We start from the raw sequence: 25432 nt of genomic DNA, 5'->3' as shown, positions 1-25432 counted from the left end.
TTAAAAGTAAGCGGTTATTTGTTTTCTTTTACTACAAGGTATAAAAAAAGCCCCAAACCAGATAGGGTCAGGGGCTATGTTTTAAAATGTATCAATGATTACAATTCCCTGTCATCATCCGCCACAGATTTCACAGCCGAAAAATGGTTGCCGGAGATAAAATTGTTTACACTGTTTTGATCAATACTTGTTGCATCTACTTTTAAGATTGCCATAGTTTCAGAAGTTGAAGGATTCTCTTCAATATCACTTCTGTTACAGGACAATAGACATAGACCAACAATTAAAAAGGCAAATGTTGAGGTTAATTTTTTCATCTTGATTTGTAATGGTTCAAGATGTTTAATTAATTCCTATCATCATCAGGAGAGTTTTGACCCGTATTTGAATCTGGATCAAGGCTCTCAAAAAGTGTCTCAGTTTCAGCCACGTCAGTTTCCGCTTCGCAAGAAACAAATCCTAAAGTAAATACAGCAAGGGCTAAAATAAGTAATGTCTTTTTCATAATTAAAAGTATTTCGATTAGATATTTTGGTTAACGAAGACAAGATATTTAGACCTATGGGAGGAGCGGGTGCGGACACAAAAGATTTAGTGTTTACACCAATTGTATTAGAATTTTAACAGAATTTGTTAGAATTGACCTAATTAAGGGTTTTTATGGCCGTTTTGGAGAGCATTTGTTTTAACACGTCCACTTTGTCCCTATAGGTTTTAGTAAAGGGCAATTCCTCTTCTTTATCATTGCGAAGGGTGCAGGTAAACTTACCATAGTTGATGCCCGATACGTACCTGCTGTTAATGATGTAGCTCTGGTGCACACGTATAAAACAGCTGGGCAAGGTTTCCTCGAAAGACTTCAAGGTCTTGAACGCACTGACCACGGCACCGTTGGCCATAAAAAAGTCCGTGGCGTTGTTGTCCGATTTTAGATAGAGGATCTCGTTGGTGTCCAAATACTTATAATCGCTGTATGATTTTAAGCAGATCGTGGATGGTACGTTCTGCTTAGGGAATCGCTTTCGTAAGCGCAAGATGGTCTTACGAATGTCAAATTCGTTGTGCGGCGTTACCCAATAATCGAAAAAGCCACTCTTAATAGCATTGTACGCATATTTTTTGGTGCTTGCATAACCAATGATCAGTGGAAGGGAAGGCATGTACTGATTGAGTTCGGTTACCATCTGAAAATGTTCCATACCATTTTCGTTGAGGTTGATCAATACCATATCGGGGGTAAACTTTAAAATGGTATTCATGCCCTCTTGAGAATCCCGAGCGTGTCCTACACAGTTAAAATCTCCATACTCTTCCATATGAAGTTGTAACTGAAGCTTTGAGGCAGCACAGGAATCGATTATGGCATAGGTGTAATCCATAGGTAACGTACTGGGTGCAAGATACTAACGAGTTGAAAAAACCTATTGCAGATTTCCCTTAAAAAAACTATGGATTTCCCTCAAAATCAGGCATTTCATGTGATTTTTCTCATAAAATTTTGAGAAAAACTAATTTTCTATAACAAATTCGTACGCCCCAATGTCAGGGTTTGGGCTACGGTCATTTCCTAAAATGTCTATCGGAATAGCAGGAATTATGTTCGGATTTGCAGCATTGATCGCGGCAGAATTTTCTCCGATGGTAAATTGATCTTGAAAAGGAGCGGTAAAATCCGCGTCTTCGTTCAGCACTATATTTTGATACAAACCTGTATCTGAAAAATCATAAAGTGGATTTCCTTCGAACTGATTGTCGGAATCATTAAACTGTATCATGGAATTTTCGAAGCTAATATTGAAGTCAGCACCAGAATCCCGCTGAAATGAAAGTTCAAGTCTCATACTGCCATCAACTATACAATTGATAAAAGTGGCTTCCTCCAGGGCTTGGGTGGAATTGGTGGAGAAGTTGTCCAAAGCCAACGTAGGCCAGGTACGGATGCCATTGTTCCAATAATTGGCCAAAGTGCAGTGGGTGAACCGATACTTTCCACCATTGTTGCCGTAAAAGGAACTGCTTCCGGAACCACCCAAAACGCTATTCTCTGCCACAATATAAGAGGTAATCGCCCAAATGTTGTTGCTGACGCTATTGCTTATCTGGGAGTTCCTTAAGGTCAATATGGGGTTTGAAAGTACTCCGTCACCTTCAGCGCGGAGTCCAATGGTGGCATTTTTTAGGGTCAGATGGTTGATCTGGTTATCGATACTGCCTTCACGAAGCCATACCGTTCCCCATTGTCCCGGGACATCGGCATAAGTGGGCTCAAGTCTGTCACCTTCAAAAATCACTTCATTTTCCAGAAGCTCGGGATCATCGCTTAATAGTCCATTCACATGCAAGGAGGAACCAGAACTGACCAAAAGACCTGAATTGTTATGAAAATGTACCCGGGCTCCAGCATCGACGGTCAAGGTGTTTCCTTCCGGTACGGCTGCATAACCATAGATCACATAAGGTTTTTCGTTGGTGAACTGTAATTCACCCGGTTCCATATAAAAACCTTCCACACGGATCTCATTGCCGTTTTCATCCAGACCAAGCACCAGAGTTTCCTTTGTGCCATTGGACAGGGTTGCAGGATACAAGAACACTGCATCCTTGACCAGGGTGACCAATTCTACCGTTTGTTGACTATCTCCTGAGCCGAACAAGAGGCCCTCTGTGTACAAAAACTCGTTTTCCGGGGTTTGGGATACATCAAAGGTGGTCTCGATGAATACAAAGAGGCTATCCTTCGCCAATAGGGGCACATCATTGAATTCTTTTCCCGCTTGTCCATCAACATTGAGTCGGTAGCTGCTGGATTGCCCGGTTTCCAAGCCTACAAACGGAATTAAAACGTCCTCGCTGCTGCGGTTATATACTTTTAGGGTATAGGTAGCACTGCCAATATTGGTGAAAATGGTATCTAGAAAAACGGTATCCTTGGAAAATTGCAGATTGCCAGAGCTGGGAACGTAATCAAAATCCTTTCGGCACGAGCTCCATGAAATGGCCAGAACCAGTAGGGAAAGTAGGGCAGAAGATTTGACCAGGGAACATTTCATGCTTTGTTGAATAGATCTTGGACAGCTTTGGGAACCCGTTTGGGCTTGAAGGTGGTGGCATCCAATAAGCACCACTCCGTAATACCTTTAACTAGTAGTGCACCGGTTTTATTGTTTTTGATTTCTACCACTCTTTTTGAAATAGGTCCCTTGGTTTCCTTAATATAGGTATGTATTTGTATGCTGTCTCCCAATCTGGCCGATTTAAGGTAGGTGATATTATGATTCTTCACTACCCATACCAAGTCTTTTCTAGTTGCAATGTCCGTTGCCTTGAACCAATGCTTTTTAGAGGCACCCTGTATCCATTCTACATACCTGATGTTGTTTACATGATCGAGTTCATCCAAATCTTCAGAAGCTACCTCAAAAACCTCGGTATAGGAATGCATTAGTTTTTCTTACGGATTTTGATCTCAAAGAGTTTGTCCCAGTTTTTACCGGTCACGAAAAAAGTACCGCGTTCTTGATGGTAGGCCACTCCGTTGAGTACGGAATTGGTATCGTCCCAGTCCGCGCCTTTTTTCACCTTGCTTTTTAATCCCCCAAAATTGATGACCCCTTCAATGGCTCCGGAAGTTGCATCAATGATCATCATGCTTTCTTTCTGATATACGTTGGCATAGATTTTTCCATCCACATATTCCAATTCGTTGGCCTTGTTGAAAATGGATTTGTTCGTCACGGTTTCGATATACCCCTGTTCCTCCAAGGTAGCAGGGTCCAAGAACCAGATCCTTTCCGTGCCGTCGCTTTTGAACAATTTGCTACCGTCGTTGCAGAGGCCCCAGCCTTCACGGCTTTCACCGTAGGTAAAACTTTTGATTCTTTCAAGATTTTCAGGGTTGTATACATAACCGAAGCCACTTTGCCAGGTCAGTTGGTACAATTGATTGTTCAATAGGGTAAGCCCCTCACCAAAAACGGTATTGTCCAAGTCAACTTTTTCAAGGATCTCACCAGTTTCAAAATTCACTTTCCTGACGGTCGATGCTCCCTTTTTACCCGTGCTTTCATAAAGCATTCCGTTGCTGAATTCCAATCCTTGTGTATATGCCTTGGTATCGTGTGGATAGGTATTGATGATCTCATAAGTGTATATTTCAGGGGCGTTTGCAGCCAAAAGCCTTATTTTTTTTGAAATCTCCACGGATTCCTCCCCAAAACTAATTTTAGCCACCAATTTTTTGTTTCCCAAGGTTGGAAGGTCCAATTTTATTTTTCCGTTGGACAACGGAAGTTGTTTGCCGTCCATGGAATAGCTTACATCGGAAAGGTCAATATTTTTCTTGTTCTTAATGGCAACGCCAACCTCCTCATTTTGTTGGAATTTGCTCTTCTTTCCTTCCAGTTGGATGGAAAAAAGTTTAGCGGGATCTGTTTCGCCACCGCATCCCAAAAAAAAGAGCAAAAAGCCAAAAATTGAAAGTAACTTGACCATAGTTCTAAGTTCGTGTTTCATCATTTATCGCATTGCATCGAAATTAAGAATGAAATGGGATTGCAGCAAATTTAAAAGGTCGTATATTTGCATTTGGCAAGTCCTACACGACCAGCTCCTGCAAAATCCCCCAGGGTGGGAACGCAGCAAGGGTATGCGGTCGTAGCGGTGCGATGTAGGTAGCTTGCCTTTTTTTGTGCCCTAAATTCTGATAATCATGTATCTTTCCCATTCAAAAGTAAACTGCGATAATGGATAAAAAAGTTGTTTTGATTACTGGTGGTTCATCGGGCATTGGGAAAGCTATTGGTACGTATTTGACCTCCAAGGATTTTAAAGTATATGGAACCGCGAGAAATCCAAACAACTATCCTGATTTTGATGCTTTTGAACTGGTTCAGTTGGATGTAAAACAACCGGAGAGTGTCCAAAATGCAGTGGCCCATGTCATTTCAAAAGAAGACAGATTGGATGTGCTCATCAATAATGCCGGAGTGGGTATAACCGGACCCATTGAAGAGACACCGCATGAGGAAATATTGAATGTTTTCGACATCAACTTTAACGGCCCTGTGCATATGATGAAAGCTGTACTTCCGCAGATGCGAAAGCAGGGGGGCGGACTGATCATCAATGTAACTTCCATCGCCGGTTATATGGGATTGCCATTCCGAGGCTATTATTCGGCCACCAAGGGTGCTTTGGGATTGATCACGGAAGCGTTGCGCATGGAAACCAAGAGTTTTGGAATTTCCATTACCAATCTGGCCCCGGGGGATTTTGCCACCAATATTGCGGCTGGTCGCTACCATGCCCCAGTAGTAAAAGGTTCTGCCTATGAAGAGGTGTATCAAAAAAGCCTGAACCTTATGAACGAACATGTTGATGATGGAGGAGATCCGATGGAAGTGGCGAAAAAAGTGCATGCCATAATTCAAAGCAAAAGCCCTAAGATCCATCAGCCTGTAGGTGAATTTACGCAAAGGCTTTCGCTACTTTTGAAACGAATCTTACCCGGTAAGATTTACGAGAAATTACTGCTCAACCATTACAAGCTGTAACGTGATGGCATGTTTTTTGATTCATTCAAAAACATGGAGAAAAGTAAAAGAATATTTAGGATTTGCATAGCAGCTTCGTTCGCATTCATTTTCTACAGTTGCGACGAAATTTACGAGTGTGTTTTTAATATCAACCCAGAGATCCATCAGAAGCAATTGCTTGTGGGCGTGGTAGATGAACGATACGAGGACTTTATTACTGCAGAAATAAGCAATGAGGTCAACGATAACGATTATGACTATTTTTTTGATGTCATAGGTCAACTTCCCCCGGGAATTTTCTATGACGTCAATAGAAGATCGATCGAGTTTTTCGGTATTCCCGAGGAAACTGGGACTTACAGATTTCAGGTGGAATTGTTTGTGGAAGCCTATGATTATGATGGTATAGATCGTAGTCCCACATGTTCAGAATCCACGATAAGGGATTTCACGATTCAGGTCATAGATTGAGGCGTAACATATATTTTACCCAATAATAGCGGTATAGGCTTCTTTATGTTGTAAATTCGCAACGAATTGTATTACAACTTAAAACAGCATAAGAAGCATGAAATTTTTTATTGATACGGCCAATCTTGACCAAATTGCAGAGGCACAACAACTAGGTGTCTTGGATGGTGTTACCACGAACCCATCTTTGATGGCCAAAGAGGGCATCACGGGCAAAGAGAACATTCTAAAGCACTACGTTGATATCTGTAACATTGTTGAAGGTGATGTTTCTGCAGAAGTGGTTGCCACAGAATTTGATGCCATGGTGAAAGAAGGGGAGGAGTTGGCAAAATTGCACGAGCAAATTGTGGTGAAGGTGCCTATGATCAAAGATGGCGTAAAGGCCCTTAAATATTTTTCTGACAACGGAATCCGTACCAATTGTACCTTGGTGTTTTCAGCGGGACAAGCTCTTTTGGCCGCTAAAGCGGGAGCTACCTATGTTTCTCCCTTCTTGGGAAGACTCGATGATATTTCGACCGATGGATTAAACCTAATTGCAGAAATCCGTCAGATTTATGATAACTATGCTTTTGAGACCCAAATATTGGCAGCCTCGATCCGTCACACCATGCACGTGATCGATTGTGCTAAAATTGGAGCTGATGTGATGACAGGACCACTTTCGTCCATCACCGGATTATTGAAACATCCACTTACCGATATAGGTCTAGAAAAGTTCTTGGCGGACTACCGCAAAGGAAATGCCTAGTACATTGAAGATTTTCAATTTGATAAGCCCTGAAATTAATTTCGGGGCTTTTTTATAGGGAAGTGTAAAGATTGGCAAAGGCATCGACCACAACGGTATCCTTGGAGATAACACATTTGTTTAAGTTGTCGATGATCATGGCCATCTGGATTTCCTCAAAATTCCCGCCATGGTATTGATTGGATTTATCCAATTGGTGCTCTTCAACCATTCCATGCCATTGAGCGTAACCTGTTTTCAGATTGATGCCCACAAAATTGTAATCAGGATGTTTCTTCTTCAATTTGGCTACCCGCTTGTGAACATTTTTAAAATGCCCTTTCTGTGATGCGGACCAAAAATAGAAGACCGTATTCTTTTCCTTACTTATTTCCTTCAACGAAACCTGGTTGTTGTCCATGTCCGTAACAGAAAGATCAGGAAGGTTGCTGTTGGGCTGTAACCTTTGTATTCCTACATAAAGCTCCTCTATTTCTTCCTGATGTTTTTCATTCGTGGAGAGGGATTTGTACTTGTCTATAAACGATTGACATTCTTTACTTGGACTATGTTCGTTCAGCAAATAGGCCATTGCGATATTTCTAAAAAGCACATTTCTAAGATCATCATGTTGCACAAGGCTATCTACCAATTTTATGGTGTGCTTGTTAAAGTGGAGATAATCGTATGATGGTTTCTCTTGGACACCGCAACCCTTCATACAGCTTACATAAGCGACATTGCCAAAGTGATATTTAAGATAATCTAAATAGGGTCTAAAATAGGTGAGCTCACCATTATTAAGATCAACTTGCTTCCTGAAGGCATAAAAGTTAACCGGTAATTCTGGGATGGTCTCAGCTCTTTTTTTCCATTTATGTTTGAAGGGATACTTCTCTTTAAATGAAAAATTATGATAATCTATGGTGGCCATCGCCATGGAGGATACCTTTTCAGTCAGCGGATAATGCTCTTCCAATTCTTTGAGATGGGCAATTTTTTCGGCACGAAGGGAATCTACCTTTTGGGCAAATGCCTCAGGGTCTAACGCGTAATACTCATAGATCTGAGGTTCCTCCTCCTCATGGGTAAGGAACATCTCAATCAAAAAATTGTTGATTTCACTTCCGCGACCGGAAAAGACCAAAGACTCATCAAACTCTTTTGTATTCAACCGGATGAGGATACTGTCACCTTCTTGTAAATAGAGATATTGGAGTTCTGGACTGTGGTCAAAATGATAAAGCCCTTCTTCGATGCCTTGTAAATTGAAAGCAAAGCGATTACCCTTGTCCAGCCTTACAGAATCGATATAATTATCATTCTTATAAAGTACGACATAATCACTCGTGGGATTTACAATCTCCCCTCCAAAAAATACCGTTGGACACTCCCGAGACTTCGTGGAGCATGCCAAAACTGAAAGAAGGGAGAGGCTGAGTAAAAGTCTTGTCATATAAAGGGATACCTTCTTGTTCGACCAACAAAATTAAGCATACCTAAAAACCTTCCTTGTTAATGCTGAGTTAAAAGTTGCAAAAGCTTGTTATTGTGTGGTTTAATAAAGTGGATTTAAATTGGTAATAAGGGTTGGTTTTAGCTATTTTTGCGCAAAAATTCGAAGCTTCATGTTATCAGTATCAAATTTATCGGTCCAATTTGGAAAAAGAGTCTTGTTCGATGAGGTAAACGTAACCTTTACACAAGGCAATTGTTATGGGATTATTGGGGCCAACGGAGCTGGAAAATCCACCTTTTTAAAGATTCTTTCCGGACAAATTGAGGCTACATCGGGTGTGGTGAGTCTTGAACCCGGAAAAAGGATGTCCATTTTGGAACAGAACCACAATGCATATGACGAATTTCCAGTTTTGGAGACCGTGGTCATGGGAAACAAGCCCTTGTTCAAAATAAAGAAAGAAATAGATGCCCTATATGCCGATTATACCGATGAAAATGCGGAGAAGATAGGCGAGCTCCAGGTACAGTTTGAAGAAATGAACGGATGGAACGCCGATAGTGATGCGGCCGCCATGTTGTCCAATTTGGGAATTACGGAAGAATTGCACTACACCAATATGGGCGATATGGATTCCAAATTGAAGGTAAGGGTACTTTTGGCCCAAGCGCTTTTTGGAAATCCTGATGTTTTGATCATGGATGAGCCTACCAACGACTTGGATTATGAAACCATCAATTGGTTGGAGAACTTTTTGGCCAATTATGATAATACGGTAATCGTGGTTTCCCACGACCGTCACTTCTTGGATGCGGTTTGTACCAGTATCGCGGATATCGATTTTGGAAAGATCAATCTATTCTCAGGAAACTATACCTTCTGGTACCAGAGTAGTCAGTTGGCGGCGCGTCAGCGTGCACAGCAAAACAAGAAGGCTGAGGACAAAGCGAAGGAACTTCAAGAATTTATTCAGCGATTTAGCGCCAACGTTGCAAAGAGCAAGCAGGCAACATCGCGTAAAAAGATGTTGGAAAAATTGAAGGTTGAGGATATAAAGCCTTCAAGTCGAAGATATCCAGCGATTATTTTTGATCGCGAACGTGAGGCCGGAGACCAAATTTTGAATGTGGAAAAACTTGCTGCAACCTCAGAGGATGGTGATTTGCTGTTCCAAGATGTCAACATCAACTTGGCCAAAGGGGATAAGGTTGCCATTATTTCCAAGGATTCAAGGGCCACTACCGCATTTTATGACATTATCAACGGAAAAATTAAGGCAGACTCAGGATCTTACCAATGGGGCGTGACCACTACCCAATCGTACTTGCCGGCAGATAACGCTTCCTATTTCCAGGAGAATATAAACCTTGTGGATTGGTTGCGCCAGTGGGCCAAAACGGAAGAAGAGAGAGAGGAAGTTTACATCCGTGGTTTCTTGGGGAAAATGTTGTTCAGTGGAGAGGAGGCCCTAAAGAAATGTACTGTGCTTTCAGGAGGTGAAAAAGTGCGTTGCATGTTGAGCCGCATGATGATGCTTCGCGCCAACGTTTTACAGTTGGATGAGCCCACAAACCATTTGGATTTGGAAAGTATTACCGCTTTTAACAATTCCCTGAAGAATTTTAAAGGAACTGTATTGCTTACAACGCATGACCACGAGTTTGTGCATACGGTGGCCACTAGAATCATCGAAATTACCCCTAAAGGTTGTATAGATCGCTATTTAACCTTTGATGACTATATGTCTGACAAGGCCATTAAGGAGCAGCGGGAGAAGATGTACGCCGTTACGGTCGTGTAATCAGGTTTTGTTGTATTTACTGTTCCAGATAACTGGGTTGAAGTTTTTACCGAGGGCAAATCCGTAAAAGATAACTACGGATGCGATGCATTTGAACATAAAGAAAAAGATGATCCAGAATTCCGCGGAAGAATCATTTTTCGAAAAAAGTCCATCGGGCACCATCAAGGTTACCAGATAGCTTATCAATAGGACAAACAGGGTGAGGTTGACAATACTCTTAAAAGGCCAGACCAATAGTTTTCTCATAGGGTGAAGGTCATTTCCCCATTTATGCACAAGATAGAAATAATTGTTTCCAATGGGGGCAAAGAGTAGGGGGTCGTCCTTGTCTTCCAGCTTAAAGAGTTTGGAGGGTGCCATAATTTTGAATCCCTTGAGTTGGGTATCGTGCAATTTTTCCAATCTCTTGATTTCTGAAATGGCCGACTGCGGAATTTCCGCCTTGAAATAGCGACTGTCCAAAAAACGCAAACGATAATCGATACAGATTTGCTTTATCTCATTGAGATGGAAAATTCTTCGTGTCTCGAGGAGGTCAAAATCAAAATCATTGAGAGCTGCAGAGGATGTTTCTTCAAGTGCATTCAATATATTGGATTGGTGCGCTGCATCTTTCTCAAGAACAACTCTAACCTGCTCTAAAAGCTCCTGCTCCTTCTGCTGTCTGAATTTCAGTTGTTGCAATTTCTCCGCTATATCGGTCTTATCCCAAAACATGACATCCCTTTTCCTTGATAATTCTCTCAAATTTAATCAATTGTACACCAAATCTGGAGTACGATTGGTAATAAAAAAACACCGCAGGCATGGCTCCTACGGTGTACATGTATTGAGTTAGCGTTAATTTAAACCTTGGCTTATGGACAGTTGGTACCGTCATCGGTAATAATCCAACCTTTACCCTCAAGAACGGTTTTGGCAACTTGTCCTTCACAGTTGAGAATAAGACCTTCAGCTCCCAACGTAATATTGGATGGTGTTTCTGCCCTTTCAGCCCAAGCAACCAAGGTGCTGGAGTAGTTTTCAATGGAAAGCCCCGAATGATATAACATACGGGTCATGTCAGCGTCGGTAGCCATGACCCAAGCTCCTAGGTTTTGATCAAAATTTTCTGTTCCCTCGAGCATTTGTTTGAAGCTCGTTACTTTGGATACATCCCATTGGCTTATGTCTTGGTTAAAGGCAGTTGCATAATAGAACATGGTGGTCATGTTTGTTACCTTGGAAGTATCCCAACCACTGATATCTTGGTTAAAGGCATATGCATTAACGAACATGGACCGCATATCTTCAACATTTGAAGTGTCCCAACTACTAATATCCTGGTTAAAGGAAGTTGCTTTATAAAACATAAGGCCCATATTCGTAATGTTTGAAACATCCCAATCCCCAATGTCACCATTAAAGTTTTCGCAATACGCAAACGTATGTTCCAATGACTGAACATTACTTAAATCCGGGATATCCGTAGCGTTATATTCAGATAAATTAGTAGCCTTACGGAATGCTCCTATAAAAGATTTCCATGCAATGCTACCCCATTGTTCAATACCTATTAAAGCTTCTTGGGATACAGTAGCCACCACAGACATTTTAATTGCTGGAAAATCTCCTTTAATGGCCACCAAATACTCGCCTGCAGTTGCATACGCATGAAGGATGTGATCATTGTTTTCCGGGTCAGGATCAGTTACGACGAATTCTTCCACCGTGCCATCACCCCAATCTATGGTAAAATCAAAATCATGATCACCAACTTCCCCCAGACCTATCTCAAGCTCAAAACCATCCGAAGGGATGCTCCATTTGGTGATAAAAGACCCCGGGTCTTCGAACAAGCTCTCAATCACGTTTTCCACGGTAATGGTAATCTCCGCGGAGGCTTCATCCACTCCATCGCTTATCGTAACACTTATGGTATGTTCAGTTATCGTCTCGAAGTCCAGATTTTGACCTGTAGCCAAACTTAGGACCCCTGCATCGCTTATCTCAAAAAGGTCATTGTCATTATCAGTAATGCTAAAGGTAAGCGCATCACCGTCGGCATCAGTCACTTCTATGATTCCTATAACATCAGTGTCGGCAACGTTCTCGTAGGCAACAAACCCTTGGGCAGTAATCTCAGGTGCGTTATTAACCGGATCTGGTTCTGGTTCTGGATCAGGGTCTGGATCTGGGTTCGCTATAGTATCGGGTGTCGAATTATCATCATTACTGCAAGAATAAATTCCGATAAGCAAAAAGGTCAATAGAAAGACACTAAAGTGCTTGAGTTTCATAGGTCATTTTTTTGGGTTAGACGAAGCCAAAATTGACCATAATCGATGATTAATCTTACAACAATTTATGGAAGTGCTGTTTTAATTGACGGATGAAAAAAAGAAATGTTAATAAAACGTTAAAAACTTAAAAATGGATACGAAGAAAAAGCTGCATATGAATAAAAAAAGTGTACCTTAACGAAGTTTTTTGCATTTGAACGTATAAAACAAAATAACGAGACCTTAACCAACAAAAGTCCCAAATCTCAGAACACCATGAAAGCCCCATTCAAAAGTATATTACTCTGCCTCTGTTTTGCCCTAACCTTAACGATTTCAGCACAAGAATCCACCGAGTTAATTCCCACGGAATCAACTTCGCAGGATGCGCTTGAATCTGAACGTTATAAAATGCTTTTTGCAGCGGTTAAGGCAAGTGAACTGGAGGACATTTTGGACAAATCGGGGCCTTTCACAATTTTTGCTCCGTCGGATGCTGCCTTTGAGCGGTTTTCCAATGACAAAATGCAAGAACTTATCAATTCCAAAGATAAGAGTGAATTAAAATCCCTGTTGGGCTATCATATTGTTGCAGGCCATTTGACCGCTTCCAAAATGTTACGAGCTATGTGCCAAGGTAACGGGAAAGCAAGTTTTACTACCATTCAAGGAAAAAAGTTAAGGGCACATATGGACGGACTCAACATTGTACTTACCGATCCAGTTGGGAATACTGCCCGAATCACTGTTGCTGATGTAAATCAGAAAAATGGCATCATTCACGAAATCGACAGCGTGATCCAGCCTTCGCAAATGTAATCAACGAAGCTCTGCTCCAAGCTCCTTTTGAAATCTGGTCGTTAGCTTGGCCATTATTTTGTCTATTTGCTTATCGGTCAAGGTTTTCTTGTCATCCAATAAGGTGAAGCTGACCGCATAGGATTTTTTCCCTTTGGGGAGATTTTTCCCGGTATAGACATCAAACAAGTTTACCTTCTTCAAGAGGTTCTTTTCAGTACCCCAGGCCAAGTCATAAACCTGCTTAAAAGCAACTCCCTCATCAAGCAATAAAGCGAGGTCACGGGTCACTTCTGGGAATTTTGCAATATCCTTAAAGGTTATGTTCTGGGTTTGGATGTTTTTCAGAATGGCATCCCAATCAAAATCAGCGTAAAACACATCTTGTTTAATGTCAAATTCCTTTAGCAGGGATTTGTTTACCAATCCGAATGTGACCAATACTTTTTTGTTGTAACTAAGACTCAAGCCTTCCAAAAACACATCACCTTCATAAGGTTCGGTAATCACATCTTGTAGTCCCAATCGCTGAAGCACATAGCCCACGATTCCTTTTAAGTAGAAGAAGTCCGTTGCAGTTGGGTTTGCGGTCCAAGCTTGCCCTGCACGGTTTCCAGTGATGTAGATGGACAGGTGTTGCTTTTCAATGTTTTTTGAGCCCTTTTTATGATATGTTTTTCCGAATTCAAACAGTTTTAAATCTGTTTTCTGACGGTTATGGTTGTGACTCACAGATTGTAGTCCAGAAAACAACATTGATGTTCTCAAAACTGACAGGTCAGAACTCAACGGATTGAGCATGCCCACCATTTTCTTCTCTGATTCCAAAATATTTTGGGTCCCGGCAGCGACCAAACTATTGGTCATGATCTCGTAAAATCCTTGAGATACCATGATATCTGCAACAACATCCTGGATTCTATGGTTTTCAAATCGCGACGACTGGGCAATCGAGGCGGTTAACTTCTCTTTGTGGTCGATGTTGTTGTACCCAAAAACACGTAGGATTTCTTCGATTACATCAACCTCACGTTCCACATCCACTCGGTAACTGGGTATGGTTAGCCCTAAGCCTGACTCGGTCACGTTGTTCACTTTAATTTCCAGTGAAGCTAAGATCCGCTTGATGGTATCTCTTGGAATTTCTTGTCCAATCAAGGAGTTGATTTTATCAAAGGTGAGGAATACGTGACGCTCATCAACTTTTTTAGGATAGAGGTCAACTACTTCAGAGCTGATATCACCACCGGCTATTTCTCGGATCAATGCTGCGGCCCTTTTAAGGGCATATTCCGTCATGTTAATGTCGATACCTCTTTCAAAACGGAACGAAGCATCCGTATTTAGGCCGTGTCTTTTGGCTGATTTTCGGATGGAAATTGGGTCAAAATAGGCACTCTCCAAGAAAATGGAGGTGGTATTTTCAGTGACCCCTGAATAGCTCCCGCCAAAAACTCCTGCAATACACATGGGCTTTTCGGTATCACATATCATTAAATCATCCTCGTGCAACTCGCGCTCCACATCATCCAAAGTGATGAATTTGGTGCCTGCGGGCAAAGTCTTTACCTCAATCTTGTTACCCTTAATTTTATTGGCATCGAAGGCGTGTAGCGGCTGTCCGAGTTCATGCAGCACATAATTGGTGACATCCACAATATTATTAATGGGGGACAAACCAATGGCTTTCAATCTATTTTTTAACCAATCAGGAGATTCCTGGACAATAATGTTACTAATCGTCACTCCGCAATATCTTGGAGCCAACTGACTGTCCTCAACTTCGACATCAATTTTTAAGGATCGGTTATCAATGGAAAAATTACTGGTAGATGGGGTGACCAAACCTCTTTGTATTTCCAATTGCTCAAGCCCGGCTTTCAAATCCCTGGCAACGCCGAAATGGCTCATGGCATCGGCACGATTGGGTGTTAGCCCAATTTCGAAGACCTCGTCATTTTCAATTTCAAACACTTCGGAACATGGTGTTCCTGGCTTAAGAGTTTCACTGAGCACCATAATCCCATCATGGCTTTCACCAATGCCCAACTCATCTTCAGCACAGATCATCCCATGGCTTTCCTCTCCTCTGATCTTGCCTTTTTTTATCTGCCAAGATTCACCTTCTTTGGTGTATAGGGTAGTACCAATGGTCGCTACGGGTACTTTTTGGCCTGCTTCAACATTGGGTGCACCACACACAATCTGTAGGGGAGTTTTGTCTCCAACATCCACAGTGGTCAATTTCAATCGGTCAGCATTGGGATGCTTATCACAGGTAAGCACATGTCCTACAACCACACCTTGCAATCCTCCTTTAACTGATTCAAAACTGTAAATACCTTCAACCTCCAAACCAAGATCTGTCAACAATTCCCCGGTTTTCTGCGAATCCCAATCAATCTGCAAAAATTGCTTTAGCCAGTTGTAAGAAATCTTCATACCCCAAATTTAAAGTGGACAAATATATAACAATAGCGAAAGAGATTCAATGTAAATAATGGATGGGAATGGGAATGATGTAAGTTTTAGGTTGTATTTTAGACCTTCAGATACAATCTCTTGGAATTATGAAAAGAATCTGGTTAGTACTGATGACTGTGTCTTTGTTTTTCACTTCGTGCGAACAGAAGGAGGAAAAAACACTTGCTTTGGGTGATTGGTGGGCGAAAATGGATGTTTCTGCGAACGATGCTTTACCCTTTACTTTTAGCTTGTCCAAAGGTCCCGAAGGGAACTACAAGATGGAAATTTATAACGCCGAGGAAGTCATTGAGGTTGATGAAATACTGATAACCGGAGATTCCATACATATTCAAATGCCTGTTTTTGAAGGATTTGTCACAGGTACTTTTTCAGAAAAAGCAATTCAAGGGAGTTTTATCAAAGAAAGTTTGGACCGAACGGTTCCATTTTATGCCGTTCATGGTAAACGCGATCGTTTTGAAATTGGTTCCGAGCCCAAAATGGATATCTCAGGAATTTGGGAAACCCATTTTGATATTGGAACGGATGAGGAATACCCTGCCATGGGGATATTTATGCAGAATGGAAACAAGATAAAAGGCACCTTCAGAACATTGACTGGAGATTACAGATATCTGGATGGGGTTGTTAATGGGGATAGTTTAAAGCTGTCAACTTTTGATGGAACGCATGTGTTTTTGTTCACGGCTAAGATTACCGATACGATTTTAGAGGGCGTTTTCTACTCAGGTAATCATTCGGTTGAGAAATTCGTTGCCAAGCGTAACGAAGCCTTCGAACTGCCTGATCCCAACGAACTAACCTATTTGAAAGAAGGGTATGATCGATTTGATTTTTCTTTTCCAGATACAAATGGGAATGTGATAAGTATGTCTGATGACCGCTTTAAGGATAAACCTGTTTTGGTGCAGATTATGGGTACTTGGTGCCCCAATTGTCTTGATGAAACCCGCTTCTATGTGGATTATTTCAAGAAAAACCCGGATTTGGACGTAGAATTGGTTGCCCTGGCCTTTGAATATGCCAAAACAGAGGAGAAAGCATTGGAAGGCATAAATAGATTGGTGAAGCGGGAGGGATTGAACTATCCTGTGCTGCTGGCCCAGTACGAAACATCGAACAAGAAAAAGGCCAATGAAAAACTACCAATGTTAAACCATGTATTATCCTATCCTACTACAATTTATATTGATAAAACAGGGGAAGTGAAAAAAATACATACCGGGTTTAACGGTCCAGCTACGGGTGAGCGTTATACCAATTTCACAAAAGAATTTGACCAAACCATTCGGGAATTGACGGCTACGGAAGAAGAAACTTTTAAATAATAGTGGACTTTCCTAAATCGATGTTCTCATCGTTCATATTGAAGTCATCATCACTGTCCACAATATTTTCTGCTATAAAATCGCCGACTTGATTGGTCCCGTACTGACTATTCGCGTCAAGGTCGGGAGTGACTACTCCTTTTTGTAATGATTTGTCAACGGCCTCACGAACAGCCATGGCTTCTTCAAATAACCCAAAGTGCTCCAATAACATGGCAGCCGATAATATTGAGGCTATGGGATTGGCAATGTCCTTTCCTTTCGCTTGAGGGTAGGACCCATGTATAGGTTCGAACATCGCATTTTCATCACCGACAGAGGCAGAGGCCAAAAGACCAATGGATCCACCAATAACACTTCCTTCATCCGAAATGATATCACCGAACATATTCTCGGTCAGAATAACATCAAATTGGCTTGGATTTAGAATGATTTGCATTGCCGCATTGTCAACAAACAAATATTCCAAGTTTACATCAGGATAACTTTCCCCGATTCTGGCCACAACTTTACGCCATAACCTCGATGATTCCAGCACATTGGCCTTATCGACAAGGGTTAGCTTTTTCCTTCGATTTTTGGCCGCTTTAAAAGCCAAGTGGGCTATTCGCGAAATCTCTTTTTCTGAATATTCACAAAGATCTGAGGCAACGGTGCCTTCTTCGTTCAAATGCTTTTTACCAAAATAGATTCCACCGGTCAACTCACGGTAGATGGTAAAATCAGTGCCCGAGATTATCTCTTTTTTCAAAGGAGAATTGTGGATAAGCGAGGGAAATACTTTTACGGGCCTGATATTGGTATAGAGCCCCAATTCTTTTCTAAGCTTCAACAATCCCTGCTCAGGTCGCACCTCGGCTTCTGGATTGTTGTCATATTTTGGATCCCCAATTGCTCCAAAAAGTACGGCGTCAGCTTCTTTGCAAAGTGCCAGGGTGTTGGGAGGGAGGGGACTACCTTTCCTATCAATGGCAATGGCACCAACCAAAGCTTCTTTATAAGTAAAATTGTGATTGAAGGTTTCTTCTACTGCTTCCAAACACTTCACTGCCTGGGCCAAGACCTCTGGTCCTATACCATCTCCTGGCAGCAAAGCAATGTTAAGATTCATCTATAGGGATTTTGTTTCAAGCTTTGGTTATGCCAAACTTTGGATGGATACATCACTTGTTTCAATGATCTCATGAATATCCTCATCCATGATTTCCTTCTTACGGTCAGCATATCTTAGGAAGTTGTCATAAACCACATCCAACTGCAATTTGGTCAATTCGTAACCCACATTCTTGGCTCTATACGCCAAAGCCGCACGGCCACTTCTTGCGGTAAGCACTATGGATGATTCACTCACCCCAACATCTTTAGGGTCGATAATCTCGTACGTCTCACGCTGTTTGATAACACCGTCTTGATGGATACCTGAGCTATGCGCGAAAGCATTAGAACCTACAATGGCCTTGTTGGGTTGCACCGGCATGCCCATTTTCTGGGAGACCATTTGACTAGTGTCCAACAACAACTGACTGTTGATACCTGTATCAAGGTTTAGGTAGGGATGCTGCCTCAAAATCATAACCACTTCTTCCAATGAAGTATTACCAGCACGCTCGCCAATACCATTGATGGTACATTCAATTTGCCTGGCCCCGTTGATAACCCCGGAAATGGAATTGGCAGTTGCTAAGCCAAGGTCGTTATGGCAATGACAAGACAAGATAGCCTTGTCAATTCCATTGACATTTTCCTTGAGGTATTTCATCTTGGCTCCATATTCCTCAGGCAAACAATAACCTGTGGTGTCCGGAATGTTTAAAACAGTTGCTCCAGCTTTGATGACTGCTTCACAGACCTGAGCCAAATACTCATTGTCGGTGCGCCCAGCATCCTCTGCATAAAATTCAACATCTTCAACAAATGTTTTGGCATAAGCCACGGCGTCAACGGCACGCTCTATGATTTTATCCCGAGTTGAATTGAATTTGTACTTGATATGGGAATCGGAAGTACCAATCCCTGTATGGATACGCGGCCTTTTTGCAATTTTAATCGCATCTGCGGCCACTTCGATATCTTTCTTCACTGCCCTGGTCAATCCGCAAACTGTAGCATTTTTTACCAGTTTGGCTATTTCATGCACGGACTTAAAATCTCCTGGACTAGAGATGGGGAAACCAGCTTCTATGATATCAACCCCCAGTTCATCCAAACGTTCGGCAATAATCAACTTTTGCTCAGTATCCAATTTACACCCTGGGACTTGTTCTCCATCCCTTAGTGTTGTATCAAAAATTTGTACCTTATCTTTAGCCATTATTTTAGTCTGTTTTGTCTAAGCTATACGAAGATAAAGTAGCAGTTTGCATGAACCAGATGGCCCCTAAATCCATTACAACGTTAAATTGTATTTCAATAAGGTTAATGTATTGAAATACAAATAGTTAATTTATATTTTTTACGATGACAAATGCTCACAAGGACACTTTGTTTGTATTGATCAAATCACTTTCCAAATCGGAAAAGAGGCAGTTTAAGCTTTATGTGGGAAGACTTGGGGTGAATACGGACGCTAAATTCTTGGCACTTTTCAACTTATTGGATAAGATGAAGAAGTATGATGAGCGTCAGATATTAGAGAGCGGAATCGTAAAGAAAGCACAGTTGTCCAATCTAAAGGCACACCTTTATAAGCAAATATTGGTCAGTTTAAGGCTTAATCCCGTAAATCAGAACATCCGGGTGCAAATTCGGGAACAGCTCGATTTTGCCACAATTCTGTATCAAAAAGGATTGTACAAACAAAGTTTGAAAATTTTGGACAAGGCCAAGAATTTCGCCATTGAAAACGAGGAGAAGAATGTGGCCTATGAAATCGTTGAGCTGGAAAAAATCATAGAGACCCAGTACATAACCCGGAGTATTCCGGATAGGGCCGATGAGCTTGCTTTGCAAGCCAAAGAACTCTCTGAGCATAACGTAATGACCAGCAAACTGTCCAATCTATCGCTTCAGTTATATGGAATGATGCTTAAGGTTGGATATGTGCGAAATGATGAAGATTTACAAGGGGTAAAAAACTATTTTGAAACCCACTTACCGGATTACAATTTGGAAGACCTTGGCTTTAGGGAAAAACTATGGCTCTACAAGGCGCACTTGTGGTACAGTTTATTGATTCAGGATTTCTTATCGTCCTATAAGTATGCAAGTAAATGGGTAGATCTTTTCTATGATAATGAAGAGATGATAAATCTGAATCCTGTATTTTTCTTAAAAGGAAATCATTATTTGCTAGAATCCTTATTTTTTGTGAAATACAGTTCGCAATTTAAAGAAACACTTGAAAAACTGGAGGAGCAAGTAAATAGTTCTAATTTTCCCCAAAACGATAATATTTCCTCCCTGGCTTTCTTGTACATCAACTCGAACAAACTTAACCTTCATTTTTTGGAGGGAACTTTTGATAGAGGACTCTATCTCGTCAACATTATTGAATACGGAATCAAAAAACATAGGGACAGAATTGATGAGCACCACATCATGTTGTTGTACTATAAAATAGCCTGCTTGTATTTTGGAAATGGGGACCATAAAAATTGCATTGTTTATTTAAAAAGAATCATTTCCAACAAGAATCTGAAAATGCGGGAAGATCTGATGTGCTTTGCAAGGGTTTTAAGCTTGGTTGCGCACTATGAAGCGGGCATGGATTATCATTTGGAAGTACAGCTAAAGAGTACCTATAAGTTTTTGTTGAAAATGAACGATCTGCACGCGGTGCAAAAAGAGATGATCAAGTTCCTGAGAAGTTTGGGTGATATTTATCCGAGTGAGCTCAAGAACGAGTTTCAAAAACTTTATAGCGAGCTCAAGAAATATGAGCATCATCCTTATGAAAAAAGGGCGTTCTTATATCTGGATATCCTTTCCTGGTTGGAGAGCCACCTGCACAACAAGCCGGTGGGGCAGATCATTCGCGAGAAGGCGTTGGCAATTACCCGCTAGCAATCGTTCCAAACAGGATCGTCGGGAGGTTTGGCGACAAAGGTTGCAAGCTCCTTTTTAACGGGATGTTCCAACTCCAGACTTCTGGCATGCAAATGAATGCCACCATCCTTATTACTTCTAGCCGCGCCATATTTCAAATCCCCTTTTATATGACATCCTATTGCGGCCAATTGGGCTCTAATTTGGTGGTGCCTGCCCGTTTTTAAATGAATTTCCAGTAAGGTGTAGGAATCCAATTTTTTAAGGACCGCATAGCTCAAAACCGCTTTCTTGCTATTCGGAACTTCCTTGTTATGGGCGTAGGATTTATTTTGTTTGGGATTGCGCACCAGCCAGTGTTCCAGGGTTTCATTTTCATTGAAAGGTGGATTTTTAACCACCGCCCAATAGATTTTTTTGGTCTTGCCTTCCGCAAACAATTTGTTTAACCTGGGGAGGGCCTTGGACGTTTTGGCGAATAGTACAATCCCCGAAGTAGGTCTGTCCAACCTATGGACCACCCCCAGGTAGACATTTCCTGGCTTATCATACTTCTTTTTCAGATACTGTTTTACCACCTCACTCAATGGAGAATCCCCAGTTTTATCACCTTGGACAATATCACCCGAGCGCTTGTTGACTACAATAAGGTGGTTGTCCTCGTAGACAACATCTAGGTTGGAAGATGTGGATTTATTGGATAATGGAAAATTGATAATGGAAAATTGATAATTAGTATTGCTCGTTGTCGTTCGGAAAGTCCCTGCTCTTCACATCATCTACGTATTGCGAGATGGCATTGCCCATATCTTCGTAAAGATTCATATATCTTCTGAGGAAACGGGGATTGAACTCATGCGTCATCCCTAAAAGGTCGTGCACAACCAAAACTTGGCCATCCACTCCGTTTCCAGCGCCAATGCCAATAATAGGGACGGATACACTTTCAGCCACTTCTTTGGCCAATTTGGCCGGTATTTTTTCCAGCACGATCCCAAAACAACCCAATTCTTCCAAGGTCTTGGCATCTTCCTTCAATTTTTGCGCCTCTTCTTCCTCTTTGGCTCTTACAGTGTAGGTGCCAAATTTGTAGATTGATTGTGGTGTAAGTCCCAAGTGTCCCATTACCGGAATTCCTGCTTCAAGAATACGGGAAACGGACTGCTTTATTTCCGAGCCTCCTTCAACTTTTACGGCATGGGCGCCACTTTCTTTCATTATTCGGATAGCAGAACGCAATGCCTCTTTTGAGTCACTTTGATAGCTTCCGAAAGGAATATCAACCACAACCAAAGCTCTTTTGGCAGCCCGGACTACCGAACTGGCATGATAGATCATTTGATCCAGCGTGATGGGGAGGGTGGTTTCATGACCTGCAATGACATTACTGGCCGAATCCCCAACCAAAATAACATCCACATTCGCAGCATCTACAATTTTGGCCATGGAATAATCGTAGGATGTGAGCATGGAGATTTTTTCACCGTTTTGCTTCATCTCGATCAATGATTTTACCGTGACCCGCTTATATTCTTTTTTTGCAACTGACATTCTGTTCGGTTTTACCTGCTAAAAGTAAGCAGATTTGTTTAAATTGAACTGCAATCAAAAAACAAGACAGCATGAAAACATCCATTTCTTTTCTCCTTGCATTATTTTCATTGGTTATTTGCAAAGCCCAGGGACCGAACCCTCCAGAGCTTGATGATCAACAAGCCGTAAAACAGGTTATCGAAACATTTTTTGACGGTTTTCATAAACAGGATTCCGCCATTATGAAGAGCACGGTTGCCGACCATGTGGTGCTCCAGACCACAGGAAGAAATAAGGAGGGCAAAACCATGTTTAGGACAGAGGAGTTTGCCAACCTAATTACTTCAATCACCAGTATTCCCGATAGCATAAGTTTTCAAGAGAAATTGACCTCATTTTCGATTCAGGTGGATAGAACCATGGCGAATGCCTGGGTGGGTTATGAGTTTTGGTTGAATGGCAATTTCAGTCACTGCGGAATCAATTCGTTCCAGCTTATCAATTTTGATGGAGAATGGAAGATTATCTATTTAATAGATACCAGGGGTAGGGCAGGTTGTTTGGAAGAGTAATGGTGTTTTCGAACGAGGTGTTATCTGGATAATTTCTTGATGTCATCAATTAACTGTTGAATGTGTTCGTCTTGGGTTCCATCGTAGACACCTCTTATTTGTTTCTTTTTATCGACCAACACAAAATTTGGGGTGTGAATAAAATCTTGCAAACCCCCATCGCCTTCATCAACTGCGGCAAAATAGCTTTTGCGCGCTAGGTTGTAAATATGCTGTTTGTCACCTGTTGTGATGTTCCACTTGGAGTCGATAACGCCATTTCGTTCCGCATATTCCTTCAAAATAGGGACATTGTCCATTTCAGGTGTCACGGATATGGATAAAAGCATGATATCATCATCATCTAAAAAACTTTCCTGAAGTTTCCCCATGTTATTGGCCATTATCGGACAGATACTTGGGCAGCGGGTAAAAAAGAAATCCGCAACATATATCTTATCCTCATAATCCAATTGTGTTACAACTTTCCCATGTTGATTGACCAAACTGAAATCTAAGACACGATGTGTTTTGGTGCCTTGTTCTACACTCTCATCCACTAAAGCAGCATTAAAATCCTCCGGACCTAAGACGGGTAGTTTAGAACTAGTTCTAGCTGTCAAATAAAAAGCTACTAAAAGACCGATGGTCAAAAATACCATCAGCCTTTTGGATTGCTTATACTTTCTAATTGACATCTATTGTTACAGTACTGAGGTCGTAATTGAGAGGTCGGCATGTTCCCATGCTTTATCAAACTCTGCTTTTATTTTTTCTGCTTCAGTTGTTTTGCCTTGGGCTTTCAAACTATTGTGAAGGCCCATTAGCGACCAACCGTTTTGTCGGAGTACCTCCAAATCTTCACGATAGACTTTTTCAGCTGCTTCATATTTTTTGGCATTCATCAGCATAGCTCCCAAATTTTGCCTTGTTGGAATATGCCAAGCCGCCGGCTCCGTATACGTAAGTCCATCCTCAAATTCCACCGCTTTTTTAAGGTGCTCAATGGCTTTGGACGTATCACCATTCAGTGCTGCCAATTCCCCGGCAATCACTTCATAGGCGATGTTTGCTGAATTAATGGAAGGATTGTGCGCGGTTGCAACCAAGTTTTCCAACTCTGGATCCTCTTTCAAGGCCTTGATAGCATCCAATTCTTCCTGGGCCTCCTTGCTGTTTCCCTTTCGGATAAAGGCCATCCCCCTAGCGTAATGGCGTATGAGGTTCAGGTGTTTGATATCCTTGTTTGGCGCGGGAATGGTCAAAATCTCGTTCCATTTGCCAAAGCGTGTATAGGCCAGCATCGGTGTTGAGGCAAAATCTTGCAAAAATGGCATGGTAATCAACTCTCCTGTTGGAACTTTCTCAGCAGTTTTCTTGGCTGCGTCAATTGCAATATCACTATTGCCCAGTAAGCTAGCGGCGGACCACAGAAAATGAATGTTGTGCGGATAGTATCCTAAAGGATAAAGGCCTTGAGAGTAACATTGGGAGATGTAATCCTCATCAGCCAAAATCGCATTTTGATTTGCCGTGACAGCGTCCAAATAGCGTCCTACCCTGATGTAAATATGGCTTGGCATGTGCACTATATGTCCTGCAGCGGGCATCAGTTTGCCCAACTTATCTGCGCTGGCCACACCTAAGTCCGGTTTCGGAAGTTCCACCATATGGATATAGTAATGATGGGCGCCAGGATTGTTTGGATTAAGTTCCATGGCCTTTTCCAAGGCCTTTTTAGCCGCTGGAATGTTTGGGGAAGGATTTCCATCTTCATCCCAGTAATTCCATGGAACAGTGTTCATGACCGAAGCAGCATAAAGAACCTGCACCTCTGCATCTTCCGGATAGTCTTCCAAAACCTTAACCATGGCGTTCATATAAGCTATATTAAGTTCGGCAACATCTTTGGTAAGATCTTCGCTGTACCTAGCTGTAAGAGCATTGATCAGCGCTTTTTCTTTTGCTGTTGCATTCGCACTTAGCTTTTTGGCCTTTGCCAAGGCTTCGTTTGTTTTTACCTTTCGTTCCTCCGGGGGTAATGGGTCATTGATGTTGGGACCCAAGGCATAAGCTTGACCCCAAAAAGTCATTGCTGAGGTGGGGTCGAGACGCGAAGCTTCCATGAATGATCTGTGGGCTTCTGCATGATTAAAGGCGTAGGTAAGTCTCAAGCCTTGGTCAAAGAAAGTTTGTGCTTTTTCATTTTTCGTAGTGATCTTGTAACTCAAATCACCTAAATTTTCAAAGAGTGGAGCGATTTGTTGCATGGTGTCCACAACTTCCAGCAAATAGGTTGTTGGGGTGCATTTAATAAAGCTGAATGATGCTTTTTGCTGATGACCAGAGATTTCCCAAGCAGAAGGTTTTGTCAAAAAATGAACGACCGTAAGTAATGCTATAACCAATACGGCCAAGCTTAGTTTTGTTTTCATGATACTCGATTGTAAGTAAATATTCAGTGTTCTGTGCACGGCAATTACCGTCTA

The 25432-nt window shown here is 41.7% G+C and carries 24 protein-coding genes and 1 other RNA gene; 9 read left to right on the top strand and 16 right to left on the bottom strand.

Annotation, left to right across the window (positions count from 1 at the left end):
• Positions 1-98 precede the first annotated feature (98 nt).
• The 6 genes from ACULLH_RS06950 to ACULLH_RS06925 form a co-directional block, all read right to left on the bottom strand.
• A complete protein-coding gene (locus ACULLH_RS06950; protein ID WP_454088018.1) occupies positions 99-317 on the bottom strand; it encodes a hypothetical protein in 219 nt (72 codons plus the stop codon).
• A gap of 29 nt (positions 318-346) precedes the next feature.
• Positions 347-505, bottom strand: coding sequence for a hypothetical protein (locus ACULLH_RS06945; RefSeq protein ID WP_454088017.1), 159 nt, complete (start codon positions 503-505; stop codon positions 347-349).
• 139 nt (positions 506-644) lie between these two features.
• Positions 645-1379 carry a LytR/AlgR family response regulator transcription factor gene (locus ACULLH_RS06940; RefSeq protein WP_454088016.1) on the bottom strand — a complete coding sequence of 245 codons (735 nt, stop codon included), beginning with the start codon at positions 1377-1379 and terminating at the stop codon, positions 645-647.
• 129 nt (positions 1380-1508) lie between these two features.
• Entirely contained in the window at positions 1509-3050 is a 1542-nt protein-coding gene (locus ACULLH_RS06935) for a choice-of-anchor Q domain-containing protein (protein WP_454088015.1), read from the bottom strand.
• Positions 3047-3442: an acyl-CoA thioesterase gene (locus ACULLH_RS06930; RefSeq protein ID WP_454088014.1), complete on the bottom strand. Its 396-nt coding sequence runs from the start codon at positions 3440-3442 to the stop codon at positions 3047-3049. The genes ACULLH_RS06935 and ACULLH_RS06930 overlap by 4 nt, the downstream gene beginning before the upstream one ends.
• Positions 3442-4491: a glutaminyl-peptide cyclotransferase gene (locus ACULLH_RS06925; RefSeq protein ID WP_454088013.1), complete on the bottom strand. Its 1050-nt coding sequence runs from the start codon at positions 4489-4491 to the stop codon at positions 3442-3444. Before ACULLH_RS06925 ends, ACULLH_RS06930 begins: the two co-directional genes overlap by 1 nt.
• A gap of 94 nt (positions 4492-4585) precedes the next feature.
• On the opposite strand from ACULLH_RS06925, the gene ffs reads away from it, so the two are divergent.
• The 4 genes from ffs (at position 4586) to fsa (ending at position 6759) form a co-directional block, all read left to right on the top strand.
• Positions 4586-4684: signal recognition particle sRNA small type (gene ffs, locus ACULLH_RS06920), an RNA gene on the top strand.
• Positions 4685-4742: 58 nt separating this feature from the next.
• Positions 4743-5552 (top strand): SDR family oxidoreductase, encoded by an 810-nt coding sequence (locus tag ACULLH_RS06915; RefSeq protein ID WP_454088012.1) that lies wholly within the window; start codon positions 4743-4745, stop codon positions 5550-5552.
• Positions 5553-5585: 33 nt separating this feature from the next.
• Positions 5586-6005 (top strand): hypothetical protein, encoded by a 420-nt coding sequence (locus tag ACULLH_RS06910; protein ID WP_454088011.1) that lies wholly within the window; start codon positions 5586-5588, stop codon positions 6003-6005.
• 97 nt (positions 6006-6102) lie between these two features.
• Positions 6103-6759: a fructose-6-phosphate aldolase gene (gene fsa, locus ACULLH_RS06905; RefSeq protein WP_454088010.1), complete on the top strand. Its 657-nt coding sequence runs from the start codon at positions 6103-6105 to the stop codon at positions 6757-6759.
• Positions 6760-6811: 52 nt separating this feature from the next.
• On the opposite strand, the gene ACULLH_RS06900 is transcribed toward fsa, so the two are convergent.
• Positions 6812-8194: a TlpA family protein disulfide reductase gene (locus ACULLH_RS06900; RefSeq protein ID WP_454088009.1), complete on the bottom strand. Its 1383-nt coding sequence runs from the start codon at positions 8192-8194 to the stop codon at positions 6812-6814.
• Between the two features lie 172 nt (positions 8195-8366).
• On the opposite strand from ACULLH_RS06900, the gene ACULLH_RS06895 reads away from it, so the two are divergent.
• On the top strand, positions 8367-9998 hold the full coding sequence (locus ACULLH_RS06895) for an ABC-F family ATP-binding cassette domain-containing protein (protein WP_454088008.1): 1632 nt from the start codon (positions 8367-8369) through the stop codon (positions 9996-9998).
• Here ACULLH_RS06895 and ACULLH_RS06890 read toward each other — a convergent pair whose 3' ends face one another.
• Both ACULLH_RS06890 and ACULLH_RS06885 read right to left on the bottom strand, forming a co-directional pair.
• Complete coding sequence (locus ACULLH_RS06890) at positions 9999-10748, bottom strand: hypothetical protein (protein WP_454088007.1); 750 nt, start codon at positions 10746-10748, stop codon at positions 9999-10001. It lies immediately after the preceding gene.
• Positions 10749-10858: 110 nt separating this feature from the next.
• Positions 10859-12280, bottom strand: a complete 1422-nt coding sequence (locus ACULLH_RS06885; RefSeq protein ID WP_454088006.1) for a BspA family leucine-rich repeat surface protein — start codon at positions 12278-12280, stop codon at positions 10859-10861.
• 258 nt (positions 12281-12538) lie between these two features.
• On the opposite strand from ACULLH_RS06885, the gene ACULLH_RS06880 reads away from it, so the two are divergent.
• Entirely contained in the window at positions 12539-13081 is a 543-nt protein-coding gene (locus tag ACULLH_RS06880; protein WP_454088005.1) for a fasciclin domain-containing protein, read from the top strand.
• On the opposite strand, the gene pheT is transcribed toward ACULLH_RS06880, so the two are convergent.
• The gene (pheT, locus tag ACULLH_RS06875) at positions 13082-15502 is read right to left on the bottom strand and encodes a phenylalanine--tRNA ligase subunit beta (RefSeq protein ID WP_454088004.1); all 2421 of its coding nucleotides are present in this window, start codon (positions 15500-15502) and stop codon (positions 13082-13084) included.
• Between the two features lie 128 nt (positions 15503-15630).
• Between pheT and ACULLH_RS06870 the strand changes: the two genes are divergently transcribed.
• Positions 15631-16875: a peroxiredoxin family protein gene (locus tag ACULLH_RS06870; protein WP_454088003.1), complete on the top strand. Its 1245-nt coding sequence runs from the start codon at positions 15631-15633 to the stop codon at positions 16873-16875.
• Here the strand turns inward: ACULLH_RS06870 and leuB are convergent.
• Together leuB and ACULLH_RS06860 are read right to left on the bottom strand one after the other, a co-directional pair.
• Positions 16868-17986, bottom strand: a complete 1119-nt coding sequence (gene leuB / locus ACULLH_RS06865) for a 3-isopropylmalate dehydrogenase (RefSeq protein WP_454088002.1) — start codon at positions 17984-17986, stop codon at positions 16868-16870. The genes ACULLH_RS06870 and leuB overlap by 8 nt on opposite strands.
• 27 nt (positions 17987-18013) lie before the next feature.
• Positions 18014-19186: a 2-isopropylmalate synthase gene (locus ACULLH_RS06860; RefSeq protein ID WP_454088001.1), complete on the bottom strand. Its 1173-nt coding sequence runs from the start codon at positions 19184-19186 to the stop codon at positions 18014-18016.
• A gap of 146 nt (positions 19187-19332) precedes the next feature.
• Between ACULLH_RS06860 and ACULLH_RS06855 the strand changes: the two genes are divergently transcribed.
• Positions 19333-20877 carry a hypothetical protein gene (locus ACULLH_RS06855; protein ID WP_454088000.1) on the top strand — a complete coding sequence of 515 codons (1545 nt, stop codon included), beginning with the start codon at positions 19333-19335 and terminating at the stop codon, positions 20875-20877.
• Here ACULLH_RS06855 and ACULLH_RS06850 read toward each other — a convergent pair.
• Together ACULLH_RS06850 and panB are read right to left on the bottom strand one after the other, a co-directional pair.
• Positions 20874-21575 carry an RluA family pseudouridine synthase gene (locus ACULLH_RS06850; RefSeq protein WP_454088824.1) on the bottom strand — a complete coding sequence of 234 codons (702 nt, stop codon included), beginning with the start codon at positions 21573-21575 and terminating at the stop codon, positions 20874-20876. The genes ACULLH_RS06855 and ACULLH_RS06850 overlap by 4 nt on opposite strands.
• 16 nt (positions 21576-21591) lie before the next feature.
• Positions 21592-22410 carry a 3-methyl-2-oxobutanoate hydroxymethyltransferase gene (gene panB / locus ACULLH_RS06845; RefSeq protein ID WP_454087999.1) on the bottom strand — a complete coding sequence of 273 codons (819 nt, stop codon included), beginning with the start codon at positions 22408-22410 and terminating at the stop codon, positions 21592-21594.
• 71 nt (positions 22411-22481) lie between these two features.
• Between panB and ACULLH_RS06840 the strand changes: the two genes are divergently transcribed.
• On the top strand, positions 22482-22964 hold the full coding sequence (locus ACULLH_RS06840) for a nuclear transport factor 2 family protein (protein ID WP_454087998.1): 483 nt from the start codon (positions 22482-22484) through the stop codon (positions 22962-22964).
• Between the two features lie 20 nt (positions 22965-22984).
• Here the strand turns inward: ACULLH_RS06840 and ACULLH_RS06835 are convergent, their stop codons facing one another.
• On the bottom strand, positions 22985-23641 hold the full coding sequence (locus tag ACULLH_RS06835) for an SCO family protein (protein WP_454087997.1): 657 nt from the start codon (positions 23639-23641) through the stop codon (positions 22985-22987).
• Positions 23642-23647: 6 nt separating this feature from the next.
• Positions 23648-25378, bottom strand: a complete 1731-nt coding sequence (locus tag ACULLH_RS06830; protein WP_454087996.1) for a hypothetical protein — start codon at positions 25376-25378, stop codon at positions 23648-23650.
• Between the last annotated feature and the right edge of the window lie 54 nt (positions 25379-25432).

Source organism: Flagellimonas sp. 2504JD4-2 (assembly GCF_053642935.1).
The sequence above is the reverse complement of the archived record's forward strand: the minus strand, read 5'-3'. Positions and strand labels throughout refer to the sequence as shown.